Genomic DNA, 18,079 nt, shown 5'->3' with positions numbered 1-18,079 from the left:
CTACACCGCGTGTGCCATCGGCGGCACGTGCTCGTCCGGCCGCTCGAGGTGCAGCGGCTGCAGCGGCGTCGTCTCCTCCAGGTACAGCAGGGCGTCGTAGCGGTCGCCCGTCACCGTGGGCACGTAGTTGCCCCAGCGCTCCCGCTCGGGCCGGTAGACGACGCCGATCGCCCGGTGCCCGAGCCGCCGGTCCAGCCAGTCCGGGCGCTCCCCGGGCGGGACGACGACGAGCGCGTCGTGCCCGACCTCGCGGTGCAGCAGGTCCTCGAGGCTCCCCTCGCGCGCGGGCGGCACGGTCATCCGCTCCATCTGCGCGCCCCACTCCCGCCCGGCGACGACGCCGCCGCGGTGGCCGGCGAGCCCCACCAGGACGACGTCGCCGGCGCCGTGCCGCTCGCGCAGCAGCCGGCCGACGTTGGTCATGCCGGCGTCGGCCATGTCGGTGGCCCGGGCGTCGCCGACGTGCGTGTTGTGCTCCCAGACCACGGCCTTCGCGCCGGTGTGGCCCATCAGCCGGTCGAGGGTGTCGGCCATGTGCACGTCCCGGACGTTCCACGACTCCGCGGAGCCACCGACCATCGCCCGGTAGTAGCGCTCCGCGCCGACGACCACCGCGGCGTTCTGCTCGGCGGAGAACCGGTCGTCGGGGTCGTCGTCCGCGCCGCGCTGCTCGCACAGCCGCCGCAGCAGCGCGACGACGGTCTCCTCGCACGCCGCCGGGGCGAACCGCTGGGCGAAGGCGTACTCGACGCCGTCCTCGCCGAAGGGCTCGAAGCAGCGCAGCGCCTGCCGGGCGGCCTCGACGTGGCCGGGTTCGTGCTCCTGCACCCAGGCCAGCAGCTCGTGCATCGAGTCCCAGAGGCTGTAGACGTCGAGGCCGGCGAAGCGCACCCGCGCGGCCTCGGGGCGGCCCGCGTTGACCCCGCGCAGCCACCGGCAGAAGTCGACGACGTCGTCGTTGGCCCACATCCAGGTCGGCCAGCGGTCGATCGCGTCCAGTGCCGTCCGCGGGTCCTCGGCGCCCCCGGGCCGCAGCCGCACGCTGCGGTCGACGCGGGCGCAGTCGGGCCAGTCGCCCTCGACCGCGACCAGCCCGAACCCGCGCTCCTCGACCAGCCGGCGGGTCAGCGCGGCGCGCCAGGCGTAGTACTCGTGGGTGCCGTGACTGGCCTCGCCGACCGCCACCACGCGCGCCTCCCCGATGCGCTCGAGCAGCGGGTCGAGGTCGGCGTCGTCGCGCAGCGGGCGGGCCAGCTCCCCGAAGCCGTCCATCAGGACCTCCCGGCCGCCCCCTCGCGGACGACCCACTCCGCGACCGCCCGGCGGTCGCCCGTGCGCAGCCAGGTGCTCCGCTGCCGCGCCGCCGACGTACCCCGGCCGAGCAGGTCCTGCACCCGGGCGGTCACCTCGTCCCACTCCCCCGCCGTGGTCAGGTCCTCCTCCAGCTCGGCCAGCAGCCCGGTCACCGCCGTGCGGGCGTCGACCAGCTCCTCGCGCAGCGGGTCGAACAGCGGGCCGGTGAGCCCGGAGCGAGCCGCCCGCCACCGCGCCGCGCGCAGCACCTCCGGGCGCAGCTCCGGCACCGGCTCGCCGCGCTGCGCCCGCCCGGCGAGCACGCGCACCAGCGAGCGGACCAGCGCGGCGTGCAGGACGGTGTCGTCGAGGGTGGTGCAGACGTCTGCCAGCCGGAACTCGATCGTGGGCAGCCGCGCCGAGGGGCGGACGTCCCAGTACAGGTGCGACCCGTCGGCCACGACGCCGGAAGCGACCAGCGCGGACAGCACCCGGCGGTAGCCGTCGGCGTCGCCGAGCGGCTCGGGCGCACCGGCGTGCGGGAAGCGGGTCCACCACAGCGTCCGCCAGGACTCGTAGCCGGTGTCGACGCCGTCGTGGAACGGCGAGCTGCCGGTCATCGCGAGCAGCACCGGCAGGTAGGGGCGGGTGCGGTCGAGGACGGCGACGGCGGTGTCGAGGTCGGGGACGCCGACGTGCACGTGACAGCCGCAGATGTCCTGCTGGCGCGCGAGCCCGGCCCAGCGGTCGACCATCGCCTCGTACCGCTCGCCCGGGGTGACCGGCATGGTGTGCCAGGAGTCCCACGGGTGGGTGGAGGCGGGCAGGAGCAGCAGGCCGTCGCGCTCGGCCGCGGCGGCCGCCTCGGTGCGGGCGGCCACCAGCTCCGCGCGCACCTGCTCGAGCGTGGTGCACACGCCGGTGGCGATCTCCAGCTGCGTGGTGGCGATCTCCGGGTGCACCCGCTCCCCCGCTTCGCCGGCCAGCGCCGCCGCGGACGCCCGGGGGCCGGGCGTCAGCTCCAGGGTGTCCGGGGAGACGAGGTGGAACTCCTCCTCGACGCCGAGGGTGCGCCCGACCGCACCGCCCTCGGTCTGCAGGCCGTCGGTGCGCACGCCCCTCCTCGGTGCCGGTCCGGACGCCGGGCAGGCCGACGCTACGGCCGCCGGGGCCCCGCCGCACCTGCTGACCAGCACGCTCGTGCTCTGCACACCCACGTGTGCAGAGCACGAAGGGGGACGCCGCAGGTGCCGCCGTGGCCGCTCGTGCTCTGCCCGCAGGAGTGGGCAGAGCACGAGTGCGCGCGGGACACCTCCCGCCGTTCACCGTGGGCGCAACGGAGGGGGTGGCAGGGCGGCCCGGGGAGGCGTCCACTGGTCGGTGCAACGCTGTAATCACGACCGGAGGTGGACCGTGGCCCGACCCGACACCGACGCGGCCCTGGACGCCTACTCCCAGGTGGTCACCGCGGTCGCCACCGACCTCACCCCGCACGTCGCCGCCCTGCAGGTGACCTCACCCGACGGCCGCGGCGGCGGCGCCGGTTCCGCGGTCGTCGTCCCCGGTGACGGGCTGATGCTCACCAACGCGCACGTCGTCGGCCGGGCGCGCAGCGGGCGCGCGGTGTTCGGCGACGGCACCGAGACGCCCGTCGAGGTGGTGGGCACCGACCCGCTGTCCGACCTCGCCGTCGTCCGGGCGACCGCCGGCGCGCCCGAGCCCGCCGAGCTCGGCGACGCCGCGCAGCTGCGGGTGGGCCAGCTCGTCGTCGCCGTCGGCAACCCGCTCGGGCTGGCCGGGTCGGTGACCGCGGGCGTGGTCAGCGGCCTGGGCCGCTCGCTGCCCACCCGCGACGGGCGCACCGCCCGGGTGGTCGAGGACGTCATCCAGACCGACGCCGCGCTCAACCCCGGCAACTCCGGCGGCGCGCTCGCCGACTCGGCCAGCCGGGTGGTCGGCATCAACACCGCCGTCGCCGGGTGGGGCCTGGGCCTGGCGGTGCCGGTCAACGCCACCACCCGCCGCATCGTCGACGCGCTGGTCCGCGACGGGCGGGTGCGCCGCGCCTACCTGGGCCTGGTCAGCAGCCCCGCGCCGCTGCCGGCCCCGCTGGCCGAGCGCACCGGCCGGCGCCGCGGCCTGCGGGTGGTCGACGTCGTCCCGGGGTCGCCGGCCGACCGGGCCGGGCTGCGCGCCGGCGACCTGGTGCTGGAGGCCGGGCGGGCGCCGGTGGCCGAGGCGCAGAGCCTGCAGCGGCTGCTGTTCGCCGAGGCGATCGGCCGGCCGCTGCCGGTCACGGTGTACCGGCTCGGGGCGATGGTCGACGTCATCGCGGTGCCCACCGAGCTCACCGGCTGACCCTCCCCGGCGCCCTCCCTCCGAGGGGGACGGCCGTCGTCGCGCTCAGGACCGGCGTGACGGGTGACGATGTCGTCCGCGACGGAGGGAGGACCCGTGCACGGAGACCGCAGGGGTGGGCTGGGCCTGCTCGCGCTGCTGTACGGCTGCGCCGCCGTCCTGTGCGCCGCCGGTGCGCTGTGGCCGATGCACCCCCGGACACCGGTCGTCCTGCTGACCGCGCTCGCGGTCGTCGGCGGGCTCGGCTCCGCGGCGCTGTGGCACGTGCGCGAGCACGCGCCGACGGGCCGCTCCCCCATGGCCGTCGTGCACGCCGCCCTGGCGCTGCTGTCCCTGCTCACCGCGGTGCTCGCCTGGCGCTCGGTCACCGCGGTCGGCGTCGTCGGCCTCGGCCCGGTCGTGGTGGCGCTCGGGGTGCTCGCCGGGCACGTGCTGCCGCCCGCGCAGGCGCGGCTGCACGTCGCGGGCGGGGTCGCCGTCGTCACCGCGGGCGCGCTCGCCGCGGCGCCGGAGGGGTTCCTCTCGGCCTGGCTGGCCGCCGTCGCCACGGTCGCGGTGCTCACCGAGGCGCAGATCCGGCAGTCCGGGGCGCTGCGCCGCGCGGCCGGCACCGACCCGCTGACGGGGGTGGCCAACCGCCGCGCCTGGGAGGCCGAGTCCGCCCGGCTGCTCGCCCACGCGCAGCGCACCGGGGAGCCGCTGACCGTCGTCGTCCTCGACCTCGACGGGTTCAAGGCCGTCAACGACACCGGGGGCCACTCCGCCGGCGACGCCCTGCTGCGCTCGCTCGCCTCGGCCTGGAGCCGGGAGCTGCGCCGCTCCGACCTGCTCGGCCGCCTCGGCGGGGACGAGTTCGTGCTCTGCCTGCCCGGCACCGGGACCGACCGCGCCGCCGAGCTGCTGGACCGGCTGCGCGCCGTCTCGGTCGGGGCGTGGTCGGCGGGGGCGGCCGGCGCCCGGCCCGGCGAGGACCTCGCCGCGACGCTGGCCCGCGCCGACGCCGCGCTGTACCGGGAGAAGCGCGCCCGCCACTCGGCCGCCGGCTGACCTCCCGCGTCGGCCCGGCACCCCTCGGTGCCGACGCGCCACGGACCCCGCCGCCGCCCGACCGCGGCACCGCCAGGGCGGCGCCGCCGGTGCCACCCTGGGCCCGCCCGGCGACCGGTCGCGCGCGCCGTCCCGGGCGCGAGGGGGCGGCCATGGCCTCGGTGGTGGTGTGCGGCGGCGGCGTGGTGGGGCTGTGCGCCGCGATGATGCTCGCGGCCGACGGGCACGACGTCACCGTCCTCGAGTCCGACCCCGACGGCGCCCCGACCACGCCCGCCGAGGCGTGGGAGTCCTGGCGGCGCACCGGGGTCGCGCAGTTCCGGCAGCCGCACAACCTCTTCGCCCGGTTCCGCGCGGTCGCCGACGACGAGCTCCCCGGCCTCACCGACCGGCTGCTGGCCGCCGGCTGCGTGTGGGTCGACTACACGGCGCTGCTGCCCCCGGGGATCGCCGACCGTGAGCCCCGGGAGGCCGACGAGCGGCTGCGCTTCGTCACCGGGCGCCGTCCGGTGGTGGAGTCCACCGTGGCGGCCGCCGCCGAGGACACCCCGCGGGTCACCGTCCGCCGCGGCGTGCAGGTGGCCGGCCTCCTGCCCGGCCCGTCCGCGACCGGCGGCGTGCCGCACACCGGCGGGGTGCGGACGGCGGCCGGCGAGGAGCTGCGGGCGGACCTCGTCGTCGACGCCACCGGCCGGCGCACCCGCTCGGCGCAGTGGCTGGCCGACCTCGGCGCCCGGCCGCCGGAGCAGCGCGCGCAGGCCTCGGGGTTCGTCTACTACACGCGCTACTTCACCGGCCCCGACCGGCCGGTGCGCCGCGGTCCCGGGCTCATGCCGCTGGGCAGCGTCTCGCTGCTCACCCTCGACGGCGACAACGACACCTGGTCGGTCACCGTGTTCGGGCAGACCGGCGACCGGCCGCTGCGCGAGCTGCGCGACCCCGCCGTGTTCGACCGGGTGGTCGCGGCCTGCCCGCTGCAGGCGCACTGGCTGGACGGGCGGCCGCTGGGCGGGGTCACGGCGATGGCCGGGGGCCTGGACCGCAGCCGCCGCTTCACCGTCGACGGCCGGCCGGTGGTGACCGGCTTCGCCGCCGTCGGGGACGCGTGGGCGTGCACCAACCCGTCGGCCGGCCGCGGCCTGTCGGTCGGCATCGCGCACGCCGCGCTGCTGCGCGCCGCGGTCGCCCGCGACCTGGACCGGCCCGCCGACCTGGCCGCGGCCTTCAACGCGGCGACCGAGCGGCGGGTCGGGCCGTTCGTCACCGACCAGCTGGCCGAGGACCGCTCCCGGCTGGCGCAGATGGACGCCGCCCGGCGCGGGGCGCCCGAGCCGCCGCTGTACCCGGAGCTCGCGGCCTTCCTCGGGGTCGCGATGCGCGACGCCGACGTGTTCCGGGCGATGCTCGAGTACCGGCTGTGCATGGCGCCGCTGGCCGACCTGCTGGCCGTGCCGCTGGTCCGCGAGCGGGTGGCCGCGGCGGTGCCCGACCCGCCGCGGCCGTTCCCCGGCCCCGACCGCGCCCGGCTGCTGGAGCTGCTGGCCGCCTAGGGACGGCGCCAGTCGTCGCCGGTCAGGTGCGAGCCCGCCATCGGGCCCATCTGCAGCATGCCGCCGTCGACGGCGTACGAGGAGCCGGTCACGTAGGACGCCTGGGGCGAGGCGAGGAAGGCGACGACGGCGGCCACCTCGTGCGCGTCCCCGGGCCGGCCGACCGGGACGCCGGGGCGCTCGTGGCCGGGCGCGGTCGGGTCCTCGTCCTCCTGGCCGGTCATCGGTGTGGCGATCTCCCCCGGCGCGACGGCGTTGACGGTGATGCCGTGCTCGGCCAGCTCGATCGCCGCGACCCGGGTGAGCAGGCCGAGCCCGCCCTTGGCCGCGCAGTAGGCGGCCGCGCCGACCCGCGGCTGGTGCTCGTGCACGCTCGTCACGTTCACGATCCGCCCGCCCCGCCCGGCGGCCACCATGCGGCGGGCCGCGCGCTGCAGGCAGAGGAACGCCGCGTCGAGGTCGGTGGCCAGCACCTCGCGCCAGGTCTCGTAGTCGGTGTCCAGGACCAGCGTGGAGTGGCCGGTGCCGGCGTCGTTGACCAGGACGTCGACGCCGCCGAGGGCGTCGGCCAGGTCGTCGACGACGGCGGCGGCGCCCGGCAGCTGCGTGAGGTCGACGTGGCGCACCTCGGCCCGGCGCCCGCGGGCCCGCACCTCGTCGGCGGTGCCCTGCGCGTGCGCCTCGTCGCGGTACCAGGTGATGCCGACGTCGCAGCCCTGCTCGGCGAGCGCGACCGCGACCGCCCGCCCGATGCCCGACTCCGACCCGGTGACGACCGCGACGCGGCCCGCTGACTCCGTCATGCCCCCATGCTGGGGGCGGCGTCAGGGGCCCGCGCGGCGGCGGTGCAGCGGGCGGCCACCTCCCGCAGGTGCGCGGCGAACTCCGGCGGGCCCAGGACGGTGAACGGCGCACCCGTGACGACCAGCGCGCACGCTGCCCGGTCGAGGTCGTCGCCGTCGACGCGCACCCGGCAGCCGCCCGGGCGCTCCCCGGTCACGGGCCGACGTCGCCGCCCCGGCCGACGAGGTGCGCCGCCGGATCGGCCGGTGGGCGAAGGTGCCGTGGTTCGCGCCGGGCGCGGTGCGGTCGGCGCGGCGGGTGTTCCTGCACGTGATCGCCGAGACCGCGCAGCACGCGGGGCACGCCGACGTCCTGCGCGAGTCCCTCGACGGGCAGAAGACGACGGGCTGACGGGTCAGGCCTCCAGCGGCGCCTGTTCCAGCTCCGTGACGCGGTCGGCGGTGCGGTCGCGGTCGGCGGCCGCCCGCCGCGCCGCCCGGCGGGCCGCCGCCGCCCGCCGGCCGGTCCGGGCCGCCTCGGCCCCGGCCGCCTCCGCGTCGGCACGCACCCGCTCGAGCTCGGCCTCCAGCTCCCCGACGCGGGCGGTGAGCTCCTCCTGCCGGCGGGCGGCCCGCCCGGCCCGCTCGTGCGCGGCCCGGGCGGCCTCCTCCGCCTCCGCGGCCTCGCGCTCCGCGGTCCCCGCCTCCTCGCGGGCCGCGGCCAGCTCGCGCTCGCGCCGCTCCTGCGCGGCCCGCCGCCGCTGCTCCGCCGCGCGGCGGGCGGCGTCCACCCGGGCGTTCCGCTCCGGTGCCGGCGCGGTGCGCCCGGTCCGCGGCGGGGGCACCACCCGCAGGTCCGGGCGGGTGCCGAAGCCGGGCCCGAGGCCGCGGGAGGACAGCGGCGCGGTGAGCCGGCCGCCCAGCAGCGCCTCCCCCGCGTCCGGGTCGGCCAGCGCGGCCCGCAGCGTCTCCTCCACCTGGTCGGCGACGGCGTCGCTGAGCGGGGTGCCGCGGCGCGTGGCCACCGCCCGGGCCCGGCGGGTGAGCGCGGCCAGCAGCCGGGAGCGCTGGGTGCCCAGCTGCCGCAGCTCGTCGCCGGCCAGGGTCTGCTGCGCCTCGCGCAGCAGGTCGCCGAGCTCCACGAGACCGGCGATCTCGTCGGGCTGCTCGCGCACCAGGACGTTGCAGGCCCACGCCGCGGCCGTGGGCCGGGTGAGGGTGCCGATCTCCCGCGCGAGCGCCCGGTCCCCGGCGGCCCGGGCGCGGCGGGCGGCCTCGGTGCGGGCGGCCACGAACTGCCCGGGCGGCACCGCGTAGAGCTCCTCGGCGACCTCGTCGAGGTCCACGGCGCCTCCTCCCGGCTCGCACGGTCGCCGCCGACCCTGCCACGGGAAGAGCGGACCGGCCGGGGGACGTTGCCGCCCGCGTCGCGCGGGTGGTCGACTCCCGGCGACAGCCGCGACGAGAGGGGGACCGTGATGACGACGTGCGGGCACCTGGACCAAATCCGCGACGTCTCGCCGGACTCGGACGAGGGCTGCGGCGACTGCCTGGCCATCGGTAGCCGGTGGGTGCACCTGCGGATGTGCCTGTCCTGCGGGCACGTGGCCTGCTGCGACTCCTCCCCGAACCGGCACGCCACCGCGCACGCGGGCGCCACCGGCCACCCCATCGTCCGCTCGGTCGAGCCGGGCGAGGACTGGCGCTGGTGCTACGTCGACCAGGCGCTGGTGTGATGGAACTGCCCCTCGTCGGCCTGCTCGCCGGCTCCTTCGCCGTCAGTGCGCTGGCCCGGCGGCTGGGGATCTCCCCGCCGCTGCTCCTGGTGCTGGTCGGGCTCGCGGTGTCCTTCCTGCCGGGCGTGCCCGACTACGCCCTGGACCCGCACCTGATCCTCACGCTGGTCCTGCCGCCGCTGCTGTACTCCGCGGCGCTGGACAGCTCCTACCTGCGGCTGCGGGCCAACCTCCGCGCGATCGGCATGCTCGCCGTCGGGGCGGTGCTGCTCACCACGGTCGCCGTCGGGCTGGCCGCGTGGTGGCTGGTGCCGGGCCTGCCGCTGGTCTCGGCGCTGGTGCTCGGCGCCGTCGTCGCCCCGCCGGACGCGGTCGCGGCGACCTCGGTCGGCCGCCGGCTGGGCCTGCCGCGGAAGGTCATGACCATCCTGGGCGGCGAGAGCCTGGTCAACGACGCCACCGCGCTCACCGTGTACCGGGTCGCCGTCGCGGTCGCCGCGGGCGCCGGCTACGGCATCGCCGAGGGCGTGGGCGTGTTCGTCCTCGCCGCCGCCGGCGGCGCCGCGATCGGCTGGGCGCTGGGCTGGCTGGTGCACCGCATCCGCCGGCTGCTGCGCGACGGCGTGCTGGAGAGCGCGCTCGGCCTGCTCGTCCCGTTCATCGGCTTCACCGTCGCCGAGGAGGTGCACGCCTCGGGCGTCCTCGCGGTGGTCCTCGCGGGCCTCTACCTCGGGCACCGCTCCCCCGCGGCGCACCCGGTCGCCCGGTTGCAGGACCGCGCGGTGTGGCAGGCGGCCGACACCGTCCTCGAGGCGACGGTCTTCGCGCTGATCGGCCTGCAGCTGCGTGCGGTGGTCACCGGCGTCGGTCCGTCGGTGGGCGCGCTGACGGCGGTCGGCCTGTTCCTCGTGCTCGTCGCGCTGGCCGCCCGGGTCGTGTTCGTCTTCCCCACCACCTACCTGCGGCCGCTGGCCCGCCGCCGCCCGGACTGGACCCCGCCGCCGTGGACGTACCCCGCCGTCATCTCCTGGGCCGGGATGCGCGGCGTGGTCTCGCTCGCCGCGGCGGCCGGGATCCCGCTGACCACGCTGTCGGGCGCGCCCTTCCCCGGGCGCGACGAGATCGTCTACCTGACCTTCGTGGTCACCGTGGGCACCCTGCTGCTGCACGGGCTGACGCTGCCGGCCGTGATCCGGCGGCTGGGCGTGCAGGCCTCGGACGAGGCCGCCGACGCCCTCGCCGAGGCGCAGGCCCAGAACGACGCCGGCCGGGCCGCCGTGGCCCGGCTCGACAGCCTCGACGACGGCGACCCGCTGCACGCCGCCACCGTCGCCGAGCTGCGGCAGCGGATGGAGGCGCGCACCAACGCGGCGTGGGAGCGGCTCGGCGGCCCCGTCGCCGGCGGCGGCGAGACGCCGAGCGCGGTCTACCGGCGGATGCGCCGGGCCATGCTCGAGGCCGAGCGCGAGGTGTTCGTCCGGTACCGCGACGCGCGGCGCATCGACGACGAGGTGTTCCGGCGCGTGCAGCACGAGATGGACCTGGAGGAGGTCACCCTGCTGCGCGAGTAGGACCGCTCACCGGCCGAGCGCGGCCAGCCGCTCCTCGCGGGCGGCCCGCAGCAGGCCGGGCAGCCGCGGGTCGGCGAGGACGGCGGCGTCCCGGACGGCGACCTTGCGGAACGACGTCCCCGTGCCCTCGAGCAGCCCGCCGTCGAGGCCGGCGCCGGCCAGCGCCGCGCCGCGGTTGAAGCCGAGGTTGAGGTGCCGGTCGTAGACGTCGAGGTAGGCGTAGTGCTCGGAGTTCTTCCGCGGGCCCACGCCGTAGCCGACGGTGCGCTGGCGCGGCCACACCACCCGCACGACGCCGGGGTCGGCCTCGCGGACGAGGGCGTCCGCGGCGCGGACGAGGTCGGCGGTGGCGGGCGGCAGGCCGGCGAGCAGGAGGTCCCACGGGTCGTCGTCCATCCCGGCCATCCTGCCCCGGTCCGGGCCTAGGCTGGCCGCAGCCGTCCCCCGGAGGTCCCCGTGCTGCGTCTGCTCGGTCTGCTGCTGGTCGTCTGGCTGGTCGTGACGATCGTCGGGTGGGTCGTCGAGGGGCTGTTCTGGCTGGTCCTCGTCGGCCTGGGGCTCCTGCTCGTCACCGCCGCCCTCGGCATGCGGGAGCGCACCCGCCGCTGAGCCTCAGGCCGGCACCCGGGCGCGGCTGCTCAGCACGAACCGGTTGCCGTCCGGGTCCGCGAACACCGCCTGCCGGCCCCACGCCTCGGTCGTCAGCGGCCCCTCGAACGGGACGCCCGCACCGGTCATCCGCGCGTACTCGGCGTCGACGTCGTCGACCTCGAACACCAGGCCCTGCAGCGAGCCCGGCGGCATCCGGTCGAACCAGGTGACCAGCGTCAGCGAGGTGCCCGAGCCCGGCGTGCCCACCTGCACCCAGCGCATGCCGGGTGCGAACTCCGCGTCGCGCAGCACCGCCAGGCCGACCTGGCCGGTCCAGAAGCGCAGCGCGGCGTCCTGGTCGGTGACGGGCACGGAGACGACGGTGACGTCCACGGGGACCTCCTCGGGCGCGGGGCGCCCAGTGCACCGCCCCCGCACCCCGGAGGTCCAGGGGTGCGGGGGCGGTGCCGGGGCGGGCCGGTCGGTGCGCGCGGCCACCGCGGTGGCGAGCGAGCTGATCGCGCCGACCGCTCCGATGGTGCCGGTGGCGGTCACGCCGATCGCGTCGAGCTCGAACGACAGCTCGACGACCAGGACGTGAAACACCAGCCCGCCGAGCAGGGTGACCCCGACCGGCGCGGCCAGCCGGGCCCAGGGCAGCGCGGGCCGCCTCTCCGAGCGGGCGGCCGGGGTGGGCTGCCGGACGAACCGCGCCGCCGCGACGGCCAGCGGCAGGCTGACGGCGGAGAGCCGGAACGGCGTCCGCCACGAGTGCGACCCGGGCGCGCCGCCGAGGGCGAGGAACAGCAGGCGGCCACGGTGGTGAACACGACCTGCAGGCCGGAGCAGCGCTCCCGCCGCGGGCCCGAGGAGTAGTCGGCGAGCAGCGCGCCGACCAGCAGCCGCTCGCGCCCGACCCGGTCGACGATCCGGCCGGCGACCCTCGCGGTCAGGCCGATGACCAGCGCCGGCGCGGTGAGCACCACCGGGGTGAGCGTCTCGACGCCCGACGTGCCGGCGAAGGCGTCCTGGATGCACGGCAGGACCGGGGCCTGCGCGCGGCCGGCCGGGCGGCCGGTGGCGGGGTCGACGGCCACCTCGTCGGTGAGGGGTGCGGCGTCGCGGACCGGCACGGGCGTCTCCGGGGAGGACGGGCGCCGTCCCGTGACCGGCGTCACGGGACGGCGGGTGTCGGTACCGCCCGCCCGGAGCGGAGATCACTTCTCCCGGGGTGCCGTATCAGCCAGGTCGATGCCCTCCCGCCCGCCCGGTGGGACGGCGAGCTCCGTCGCCCGGGAGACGACGTCGCGCAGGTACCGGTGCTCGGGGTCGTCGTCGTACACCGGGTGCCACCACATCGCCTCGACCAGCGGCCCGGCCTCGAACGGCGGCGGCAGCGCCCGGATGCCCGAGCCGAGCGGCAGCAGGTCGACCAGCCGGCGCTGCAGCAACGCGATCCGGTCGCTGCCGGCCACCAGCGCCGGGACGGTCAGGAAGCTCTCGTTGACCACCTGCACCCGCGGCTCGATGCCGAGCTGGCGCATCTGCCGCGCGGCGGGGGTGGACGCCGTCTGCCCGTGGTAGGTCGCCACCCACGGCAGCTCCTCGAGGTCCTCGACGGTGAGCCCCCGCTCGGCCACGGGGTTGTCGGCGGCGACCACGCACACCCACTCGTCGCGGTAGAGGTCACGGTGCGGCAGGTCGGCGGCGAACCCGTGCGGCAGCAGCATGAGGTCGGTGGTGAGCAGCGCCGAGGACGCGGTCTCCACGATCGCCGGCGAGTGCGGGGTCAGCCGCAGCCGGGTGTGCGGCGCCTCCTCGGCGAGCAGCGCGGCGATGGTGTCGCCGAGGACGACGACGACGTAGTCGCTCACCAGCACGGAGAACTCGCGGGTCGACGACGCGGGGTCGAACCCGGGCTGGGCGGTGAACACCCGCTCGACGCCGCTGAGCGCCACCCGCACCAGCTCGCGCAGCTGCACGGCCAGCGGGGTGAGCCGGTACTCGTTGCCGACCCGGGTGAGCAGCTCGTCGCCGAAGTGGCGGCGCAGCCGGGCCAGCGACGCCGACAGCGCCGGCTGGGACAGCCCCATCTGCGCCGCGGCCCGGGTGACGCTGCGCTGCTGGAGCAGGGCGTCGAGGGACACGAGCAGGTTGAGGTCCAGGCTCGCGAGGTTCACGACGCCGACGGTATCGGCGCCGTCTATGACCCCCATCAGACATCTCGTCTTCCCTCCCCCGCCCGGGGTGACGGACCGTGGTCCGCGTCACGACGAAGGAGACGCGACCGTGCCCGACCGCACCTGGCTGGACCCCGCCGAACTCGACCGCACCGACCCCGAGACGGCGATCAAGGCCGCCGCCGAGCGGTGCTCCAACTGGGGCCGCTGGGGCGCCGACGACGTGCTCGGCACGCTCAACTTCCTCACCGAGGACAAGCGCCGCGAGGGCGCCGCGCTGGTCCGCCGCGGCGCTGCCTTCTCGCTGTCGCAGCGGTTCGACGCCGACGGCCCGCAGAAGGGCTGGCGCCGGCGCACCAACCCGGTGCACACGATGCTCGACACCGGCACCGACGCCGAGCGCGGCGTGCAGGGCTTCCCGCACGGCATCGGCGGCGCTGATGACGTGATCGCGATGCCGCTGCAGGCCAGCACCCAGTGGGACGGCCTCGGGCACATCTTCGACCACGGCAACGCCTGGAACGGCCGCCGCGCCGGCGACGTCGTCACCAGCCTCGGCGACGCCGTCACCGGCATCGAGACCGTCGCCGACCGGATCGCCGGCCGCGGCGTGCTGCTCGACGTCGGCCGCGCGATCGGCACCGACGGCGAGCTGCCGGACGGTTTCGCCATCACCCCCGACCACCTCGAGGCCACCATCGCCGCCCAGGGCGGGTCCGCCCGGGTCGGCCGCGGTGACCTGCTGCTGGTGCGCACCGGCCAGCTCACCCGGGCCCGCCGCTCGGTCGCCGCCGGGCAGGGGTGGGGCGACTACGCCGGCGGTCCCGCGCCGGGCCTGAGCTTCACCACCGCCGACTGGCTGCACGCCACCGAGATCGCCGGCGTCGCCACCGACACCTGGGGCTTCGAGGTGCGGCCCAACGAGTTCGACGTCGCCTTCCAGCCCCTGCACCAGGTGTGCATCCCGAACATCGGGCTGTTCCTCGGCGAGCTGTGGGACCTCGACGCCCTCGCGGCCGACTGCGCCGCCGACGGCGTGTGGGAGTTCTTCCTCACCGCCGCCCCCCTGCCCGTGACCGGCGCCGTCGGCGCCCCCGTCAACCCGATCGCCGTCAAGTAGGAGGCCCCCGATGCCCGCCGTCAGCAACGTCCTGGTGGTCGGTGCCGGCCTCGCCGGCGCCGCCACCGCCATCCGCCTGGCCGAGGCCGGCGTCGCCGTCGAGCTGGTCGAGATCAAGCCGGAGGTGACCGCCCTCGGCTCCGGCATCACGCTGCAGGGCAACGCGCTGCGCGAGCTGCGCACCCTGGGCGTGTGGGAGCGGGTGTCCGCCGCCGGGTACGCCTTCGACGTCACCGGCATCCGGGCGCCCGACCCGGCCGGCACCGTCGTCGCGGAGGTCCCCGACGCGAAGACGGGCGGCCCGGACCTGCCCGCCGTCATGGGGATGTCGCGCCCGGAGCTGGCGCGCATCCTCACCGACCGCGCCGCCGAGGTCGGCGTCAAGGTCCGGTTCGGGACGACGCACACCGAGCTGCGCCAGGACGCGACCGGCGTCGACGTCGCCTTCGCCGACGGCTCGACCGGCCGGTACGACCTCGTCGTCGGCGCGGACGGCCTGCGCTCGTGGACCCGCCGGGCGCTCGGCATCGAGCTGGAGACCAAGCCGGTCGGCATGGGCATCTGGCGCGCGTTCGGCCCGCGGCCGGCGAGCGTGACCCGCACCGACCTGTACTACGGCGGGCCGTCGTTCATCGCCGGCTACTGCCCGACCGGCGAGGACTCGCTCTACGCCTACATCGTGGAGCCGGCGCAGGACCGCTCGACGCTCACGCCCGAGGAGCAGCTGGCCACCATGCGGCAGCTCGCCGCGGCCTACCACGGTCCGTGGGACGACGTCCGCGAGACGCTCACCGACCCGTCCCGGGTGAACTACACCTGGTTCGAGACCCACGTGCTGCCCGCCCCGTGGAACCGCGGCCGGGTGGTGCTGGTCGGCGACGCCGCGCACACCTGCCCGCCCACCATCGCCCAGGGCGGCGCGCAGGCGCTCGAGGACGCCTACGCGCTCACCGACCTGCTGCTCACCCGGTCCGCGCTGGACCAGGACCTGTGGGACGCCTTCACCGCCCGCCGCTTCGACCGCGCGAAGACCGTCGTCGACGCCTCCAACCAGCTCGCCCAGTGGCAGCTCGACCACGTGCAGGGCGACATCCCGGGCCTCATGCGCTCGATCGCCCAGCTCGTCGCCCAGCCCGCGTAACCCAGGGAGACCCCATGACCCAGCGCCTGATCACCCACCTGCGGCACGTCGACCTGGCCGTGCCCGACTTCGCCAAGCAGCTCGACTTCTTCTCCGGCACCTGGGGCCTCAAGGCCGAGCACTCCGACTCGGGCCTGGCCTTCCTCGCCGCCGAGGGCAGCCCGGAGCAGTACGTCGTCCGGCTGCGCGAGGCCACCGACAAGCGGATCGACCTGATCAGCTTCGGCGCCAAGGACCGGGCCGACGTCGACACCCTGGCCGGGAACCTGGCCCGCGACGGCGTCCAGCTGGTGCACGAGCCGACCGACCTGCAGACCCCCGGTGGCGGCTACGGCTTCCGGTTCTTCGACAACGAGGGCCGCACGATCGAGGTCAGCGCCGACGTCGCCGTGCGGCAGCACCGCGCGATCGAGGAGGGCGAGTCGATCCCGGTGCGGCTGTCCCACGTGGTCATCAACTCCGCCGACCCCGAGGGCACCCTTGCCTTCTACGAGAAGCACCTGGCGTTCTCGCTGTCGGACACCCTGATGCACCCGCGGATGGGCAACATGATGTGGTTTATGCGGACCAACGCCTGGCACCACTCGATGGCGATCGCCCGCGGTCCGCACGCCTCGCTGCACCACGCCTCGTTCGAGCTGCGCGGCCTCGACGAGTACATGCGCGGCACCGGCCGGCTGCTGCGCCAGGGCGTGGAGAAGATCTGGGGCCCGGGCCGCCACCTGGCCGGCAACAACACCTTCTCCTACTTCCTCGACCCGCACGGCAACACCGTGGAGTACACGACCGAGCTCGAGGTCCTCGACGAGGACACCTGGCACCCGCACGTCTACGACTTCAGCAACCCCGAGGTCAGCGACCAGTGGGGCACCGCGAACGCGATGAACGAGTTCGTCGCGAGGAAGTCGTTCAACGACCCCGACAAGGGTCTGTTCGTCGCTCCCCCGGTCTGATGCGGTTCGCCACCTGGTCCTCCGGGGGCGCGGTGCGGGCCGGCGTCGTCAGCGACCTCCCCGACGGCACGGCCGGCCTGCACGCCCTGCCGGAGGGGACGACGGTCCTCGACCTGGTCCGCGCCGGCCTGCCCGCCGCGCTGTCGGCCGGCGAGGAGGCGCTGCGCGGCCCGGCCGTGCCGCTGGGGTCGGTCCGCCTGCTGCCGCCGCTGGAGGCGCCGACCGTGCGCGACTTCGTCGCGTTCGAGGAGCACGTCGAGGGCGTGCGCAAGGCGATCGACGGCGTCGCCGGCGTGGTCGACGAGTGGTACCAGGCGCCGACGTTCTACTTCACCAACCCGTACGCGCTGGTCGGCGCGCACGACGACGTCGCGGTGCCGCCGGGCTCGCAGCGGTTCGACTTCGAGCTCGAGGTGGCGGTCGTCGTCGGCCGGGACGGCGCCTCGCTGACGCCGGAGCAGGCCCGCGAGCACGTCTTCGGGTACACGGTGCTCAACGACTGGTCCGCGCGCGACCTGCAGGCCCGCGAGATGAAGGTCAACCTCGGCCCGGCCAAGGGCAAGGACTCCGCCACCACGCTCGGCCCGTGGCTGGTCACCGCCGACGAGCTGGAGCCCTTCCGGGACGACGAGGGCTTCCTCGCGCTGGACATGCGGGTGTCGGTGAACGGCACCGAGGTCGGCCAGGACCTGCTGTCCAACATGGGCTGGCCGTTCGAGGAGCTCGTCTCCTACGCCTCCCGCGGCACCGAGGTCCGCGCCGGCGACGTGCTCGGCTCGGGGACCTGCGGCAACGGCGGCTGCCTGGCCGAGCTGTGGGGCCGCCGCGGCGAGGCCGCTCCCCCGCCGCTGCGGCCCGGCGACGTCGTGGAGATGACCGTCGAGGGCATCGGCACCATCCGCAACCGGGTGGTCGAGGGCGTCGACCTGCCGCCGGTGCGGGCCGCCCGGCCGCGGCCGCGCACCCGCAAGCGCCCGGCGTGAGCCTGACCGGCCGGGTCGTCGTCGTCACCGGCGCGGCCCAGGGGCAGGGCGCGGCCGAGGCCCGGCTGCTGGCCGCCGAGGGCGCGACCGTCGTCGCCACCGACGTGCAGGACGGCCCCGCCGAGGACCTCGGCGGGGCGGCCTACCGGCGGCTCGACGTCACCGACGCCGCCGGCTGGGCCGCGCTGGCCGAGGACCTCCGCGCCGAGCACGGCCGGGTGCACGGGCTGGTCGCCAACGCCGGGGTCACCTGGCGGGCGCGGCTGGCCGACCTCGCCCCCGCCGACCTCGCCCGGGTGTCCGAGGTCAACGTCACCGGGACGCTGCTCGGCATCCAGGCGCTCACCCCGCTGATGACCGGCGGCGGCTCGGTCGTCGTCGTCGGCTCGGTGGCCGCGCTGACCGGGCACTTCCCGGTCGCCTACACCGCGTCCAAGTGGGCGCTGCGCGGGCTGGCCAAGGCGGCCTGCCTGGAGCTCGGCCCGCGCGGCATCCGGGTCAACACGATCCACCCCGGCTACGTCGAGACGCCGATGACCGCCTCGGCGGCGCCGGCGTTCCGCGCCGCCAACGTCGCCGAGACCCCGCTCGGCCGCACCGGCACCGTCGACGAGGTGGCGCCGCTGGTCGCCTTCCTGCTCGGCGACGGCGCCTCGTTCATCACCGGCGCCGAGATCCCCGTCGACGGCGGGATGACCGCCCACGGCGGCGTCAAGTCGATCAGCGACGCCGTGTCCGCCGCGGCGCCGGCCGCATCCTGAGAGGAACCGCCCC

20 protein-coding genes are annotated in these 18,079 nt (G+C 76.8%); 12 read left to right on the top strand and 8 right to left on the bottom strand.

The genetic code is table 11. The features are described from left to right. Together ACFO3M_RS19495 and ACFO3M_RS19490 are read right to left on the bottom strand one after the other, a co-directional pair. The gene (locus ACFO3M_RS19495; protein WP_387992782.1) at positions 1-1,272 is read right to left on the bottom strand and encodes an erythromycin esterase family protein; all 1,272 of its coding nucleotides are present in this window, start codon (positions 1,270-1,272) and stop codon (positions 1-3) included. Then, positions 1,272-2,408, bottom strand: coding sequence for a carboxylate-amine ligase (locus tag ACFO3M_RS19490; protein WP_387992779.1), 1,137 nt, complete (start codon positions 2,406-2,408; stop codon positions 1,272-1,274). Before ACFO3M_RS19490 ends, ACFO3M_RS19495 begins: the two co-directional genes overlap by 1 nt. Before the next feature lie 298 nt (positions 2,409-2,706). Between ACFO3M_RS19490 and ACFO3M_RS19485 the strand changes: the two genes are divergently transcribed. From ACFO3M_RS19485 to ACFO3M_RS19475, 3 genes are all read left to right on the top strand, one after another. Next, complete coding sequence (locus ACFO3M_RS19485; RefSeq protein WP_387992776.1) at positions 2,707-3,651, top strand: S1C family serine protease; 945 nt, start codon at positions 2,707-2,709, stop codon at positions 3,649-3,651. A 96-nt stretch (positions 3,652-3,747) separates the two neighbouring features. Next, positions 3,748-4,698 (top strand): GGDEF domain-containing protein, encoded by a 951-nt coding sequence (locus ACFO3M_RS19480; protein WP_387992773.1) that lies wholly within the window; start codon positions 3,748-3,750, stop codon positions 4,696-4,698. 152 nt (positions 4,699-4,850) lie between these two features. After that, positions 4,851-6,248, top strand: a complete 1,398-nt coding sequence (locus ACFO3M_RS19475; RefSeq protein WP_387992770.1) for an NAD(P)/FAD-dependent oxidoreductase — start codon at positions 4,851-4,853, stop codon at positions 6,246-6,248. On the opposite strand, the gene ACFO3M_RS19470 is transcribed toward ACFO3M_RS19475, so the two are convergent. Continuing rightward, positions 6,245-7,051, bottom strand: coding sequence for an SDR family oxidoreductase (locus tag ACFO3M_RS19470; RefSeq protein WP_387992767.1), 807 nt, complete (start codon positions 7,049-7,051; stop codon positions 6,245-6,247). The two genes, ACFO3M_RS19475 and ACFO3M_RS19470, sit on opposite strands and share 4 nt — an antisense overlap. Beyond that, a complete protein-coding gene (locus ACFO3M_RS19465) occupies positions 7,048-7,248 on the bottom strand; it encodes a WCX domain-containing protein (RefSeq protein WP_387992764.1) in 201 nt (66 codons plus the stop codon). The genes ACFO3M_RS19470 and ACFO3M_RS19465 overlap by 4 nt, the downstream gene beginning before the upstream one ends. Between ACFO3M_RS19465 and ACFO3M_RS19460 the strand changes: the two genes are divergently transcribed. Then, a complete protein-coding gene (locus ACFO3M_RS19460; RefSeq protein ID WP_387992871.1) occupies positions 7,185-7,442 on the top strand; it encodes a mycothiol transferase in 258 nt (85 codons plus the stop codon). The genes ACFO3M_RS19465 and ACFO3M_RS19460 overlap by 64 nt on opposite strands. A gap of 4 nt (positions 7,443-7,446) precedes the next feature. On the opposite strand, the gene ACFO3M_RS19455 is transcribed toward ACFO3M_RS19460, so the two are convergent. Beyond that, positions 7,447-8,376 carry a hypothetical protein gene (locus ACFO3M_RS19455; protein WP_387992761.1) on the bottom strand — a complete coding sequence of 310 codons (930 nt, stop codon included), beginning with the start codon at positions 8,374-8,376 and terminating at the stop codon, positions 7,447-7,449. Between the two features lie 132 nt (positions 8,377-8,508). On the opposite strand from ACFO3M_RS19455, the gene ACFO3M_RS19450 reads away from it, so the two are divergent. Beyond that, the gene (locus tag ACFO3M_RS19450) at positions 8,509-8,766 is read left to right on the top strand and encodes a ubiquitin carboxyl-terminal hydrolase 14 (RefSeq protein ID WP_387992758.1); all 258 of its coding nucleotides are present in this window, start codon (positions 8,509-8,511) and stop codon (positions 8,764-8,766) included. Then, entirely contained in the window at positions 8,766-10,337 is a 1,572-nt protein-coding gene (locus ACFO3M_RS19445; protein ID WP_387992755.1) for a Na+/H+ antiporter, read from the top strand. Before ACFO3M_RS19450 ends, ACFO3M_RS19445 begins: the two co-directional genes overlap by 1 nt. A 6-nt stretch (positions 10,338-10,343) precedes the next feature. On the opposite strand, the gene ACFO3M_RS19440 is transcribed toward ACFO3M_RS19445, so the two are convergent. Then, positions 10,344-10,733: a hypothetical protein gene (locus tag ACFO3M_RS19440; RefSeq protein ID WP_387992752.1), complete on the bottom strand. Its 390-nt coding sequence runs from the start codon at positions 10,731-10,733 to the stop codon at positions 10,344-10,346. 60 nt (positions 10,734-10,793) lie between these two features. Here ACFO3M_RS19440 and ACFO3M_RS19435 point away from each other — a divergent pair, with 60 nt between their 5' ends. Beyond that, positions 10,794-10,946 carry a hypothetical protein gene (locus ACFO3M_RS19435; RefSeq protein WP_387992749.1) on the top strand — a complete coding sequence of 51 codons (153 nt, stop codon included), beginning with the start codon at positions 10,794-10,796 and terminating at the stop codon, positions 10,944-10,946. Positions 10,947-10,949: 3 nt separating this feature from the next. On the opposite strand, the gene ACFO3M_RS19430 is transcribed toward ACFO3M_RS19435, so the two are convergent. Continuing rightward, entirely contained in the window at positions 10,950-11,534 is a 585-nt protein-coding gene (locus ACFO3M_RS19430; RefSeq protein WP_387992746.1) for a VOC family protein, read from the bottom strand. Between the two features lie 611 nt (positions 11,535-12,145). After that, a complete protein-coding gene (locus ACFO3M_RS19425; RefSeq protein WP_387992743.1) occupies positions 12,146-13,108 on the bottom strand; it encodes a LysR family transcriptional regulator in 963 nt (320 codons plus the stop codon). 109 nt (positions 13,109-13,217) lie between these two features. On the opposite strand from ACFO3M_RS19425, the gene ACFO3M_RS19420 reads away from it, so the two are divergent. The 5 genes from ACFO3M_RS19420 to ACFO3M_RS19400 are packed head-to-tail and all read left to right on the top strand — an operon-like array spanning position 13,218 to position 18,066. Further along, on the top strand, positions 13,218-14,228 hold the full coding sequence (locus tag ACFO3M_RS19420; protein ID WP_387992740.1) for a cyclase family protein: 1,011 nt from the start codon (positions 13,218-13,220) through the stop codon (positions 14,226-14,228). Positions 14,229-14,238: 10 nt separating this feature from the next. Then, positions 14,239-15,369, top strand: coding sequence for an FAD-dependent oxidoreductase (locus tag ACFO3M_RS19415; protein ID WP_387992737.1), 1,131 nt, complete (start codon positions 14,239-14,241; stop codon positions 15,367-15,369). 14 nt (positions 15,370-15,383) lie between these two features. Next, on the top strand, positions 15,384-16,322 hold the full coding sequence (locus ACFO3M_RS19410; protein WP_387992734.1) for a VOC family protein: 939 nt from the start codon (positions 15,384-15,386) through the stop codon (positions 16,320-16,322). Continuing rightward, positions 16,322-17,305, top strand: a complete 984-nt coding sequence (locus tag ACFO3M_RS19405) for a fumarylacetoacetate hydrolase family protein (RefSeq protein ID WP_387992731.1) — start codon at positions 16,322-16,324, stop codon at positions 17,303-17,305. The genes ACFO3M_RS19410 and ACFO3M_RS19405 overlap by 1 nt, the downstream gene beginning before the upstream one ends. Beyond that, entirely contained in the window at positions 17,302-18,066 is a 765-nt protein-coding gene (locus ACFO3M_RS19400; RefSeq protein WP_387992728.1) for an SDR family NAD(P)-dependent oxidoreductase, read from the top strand. The genes ACFO3M_RS19405 and ACFO3M_RS19400 overlap by 4 nt, the downstream gene beginning before the upstream one ends. The last annotated feature ends 13 nt before the right edge of the window (positions 18,067-18,079 follow it).

The organism is Geodermatophilus arenarius (assembly GCF_042654585.1).
In the GTDB taxonomy this organism is placed as follows: Bacteria; Actinomycetota; Actinomycetes; order Mycobacteriales; family Geodermatophilaceae; genus Geodermatophilus; species Geodermatophilus arenarius.
This window is presented reverse-complemented; position numbering and strand designations above follow the sequence as displayed.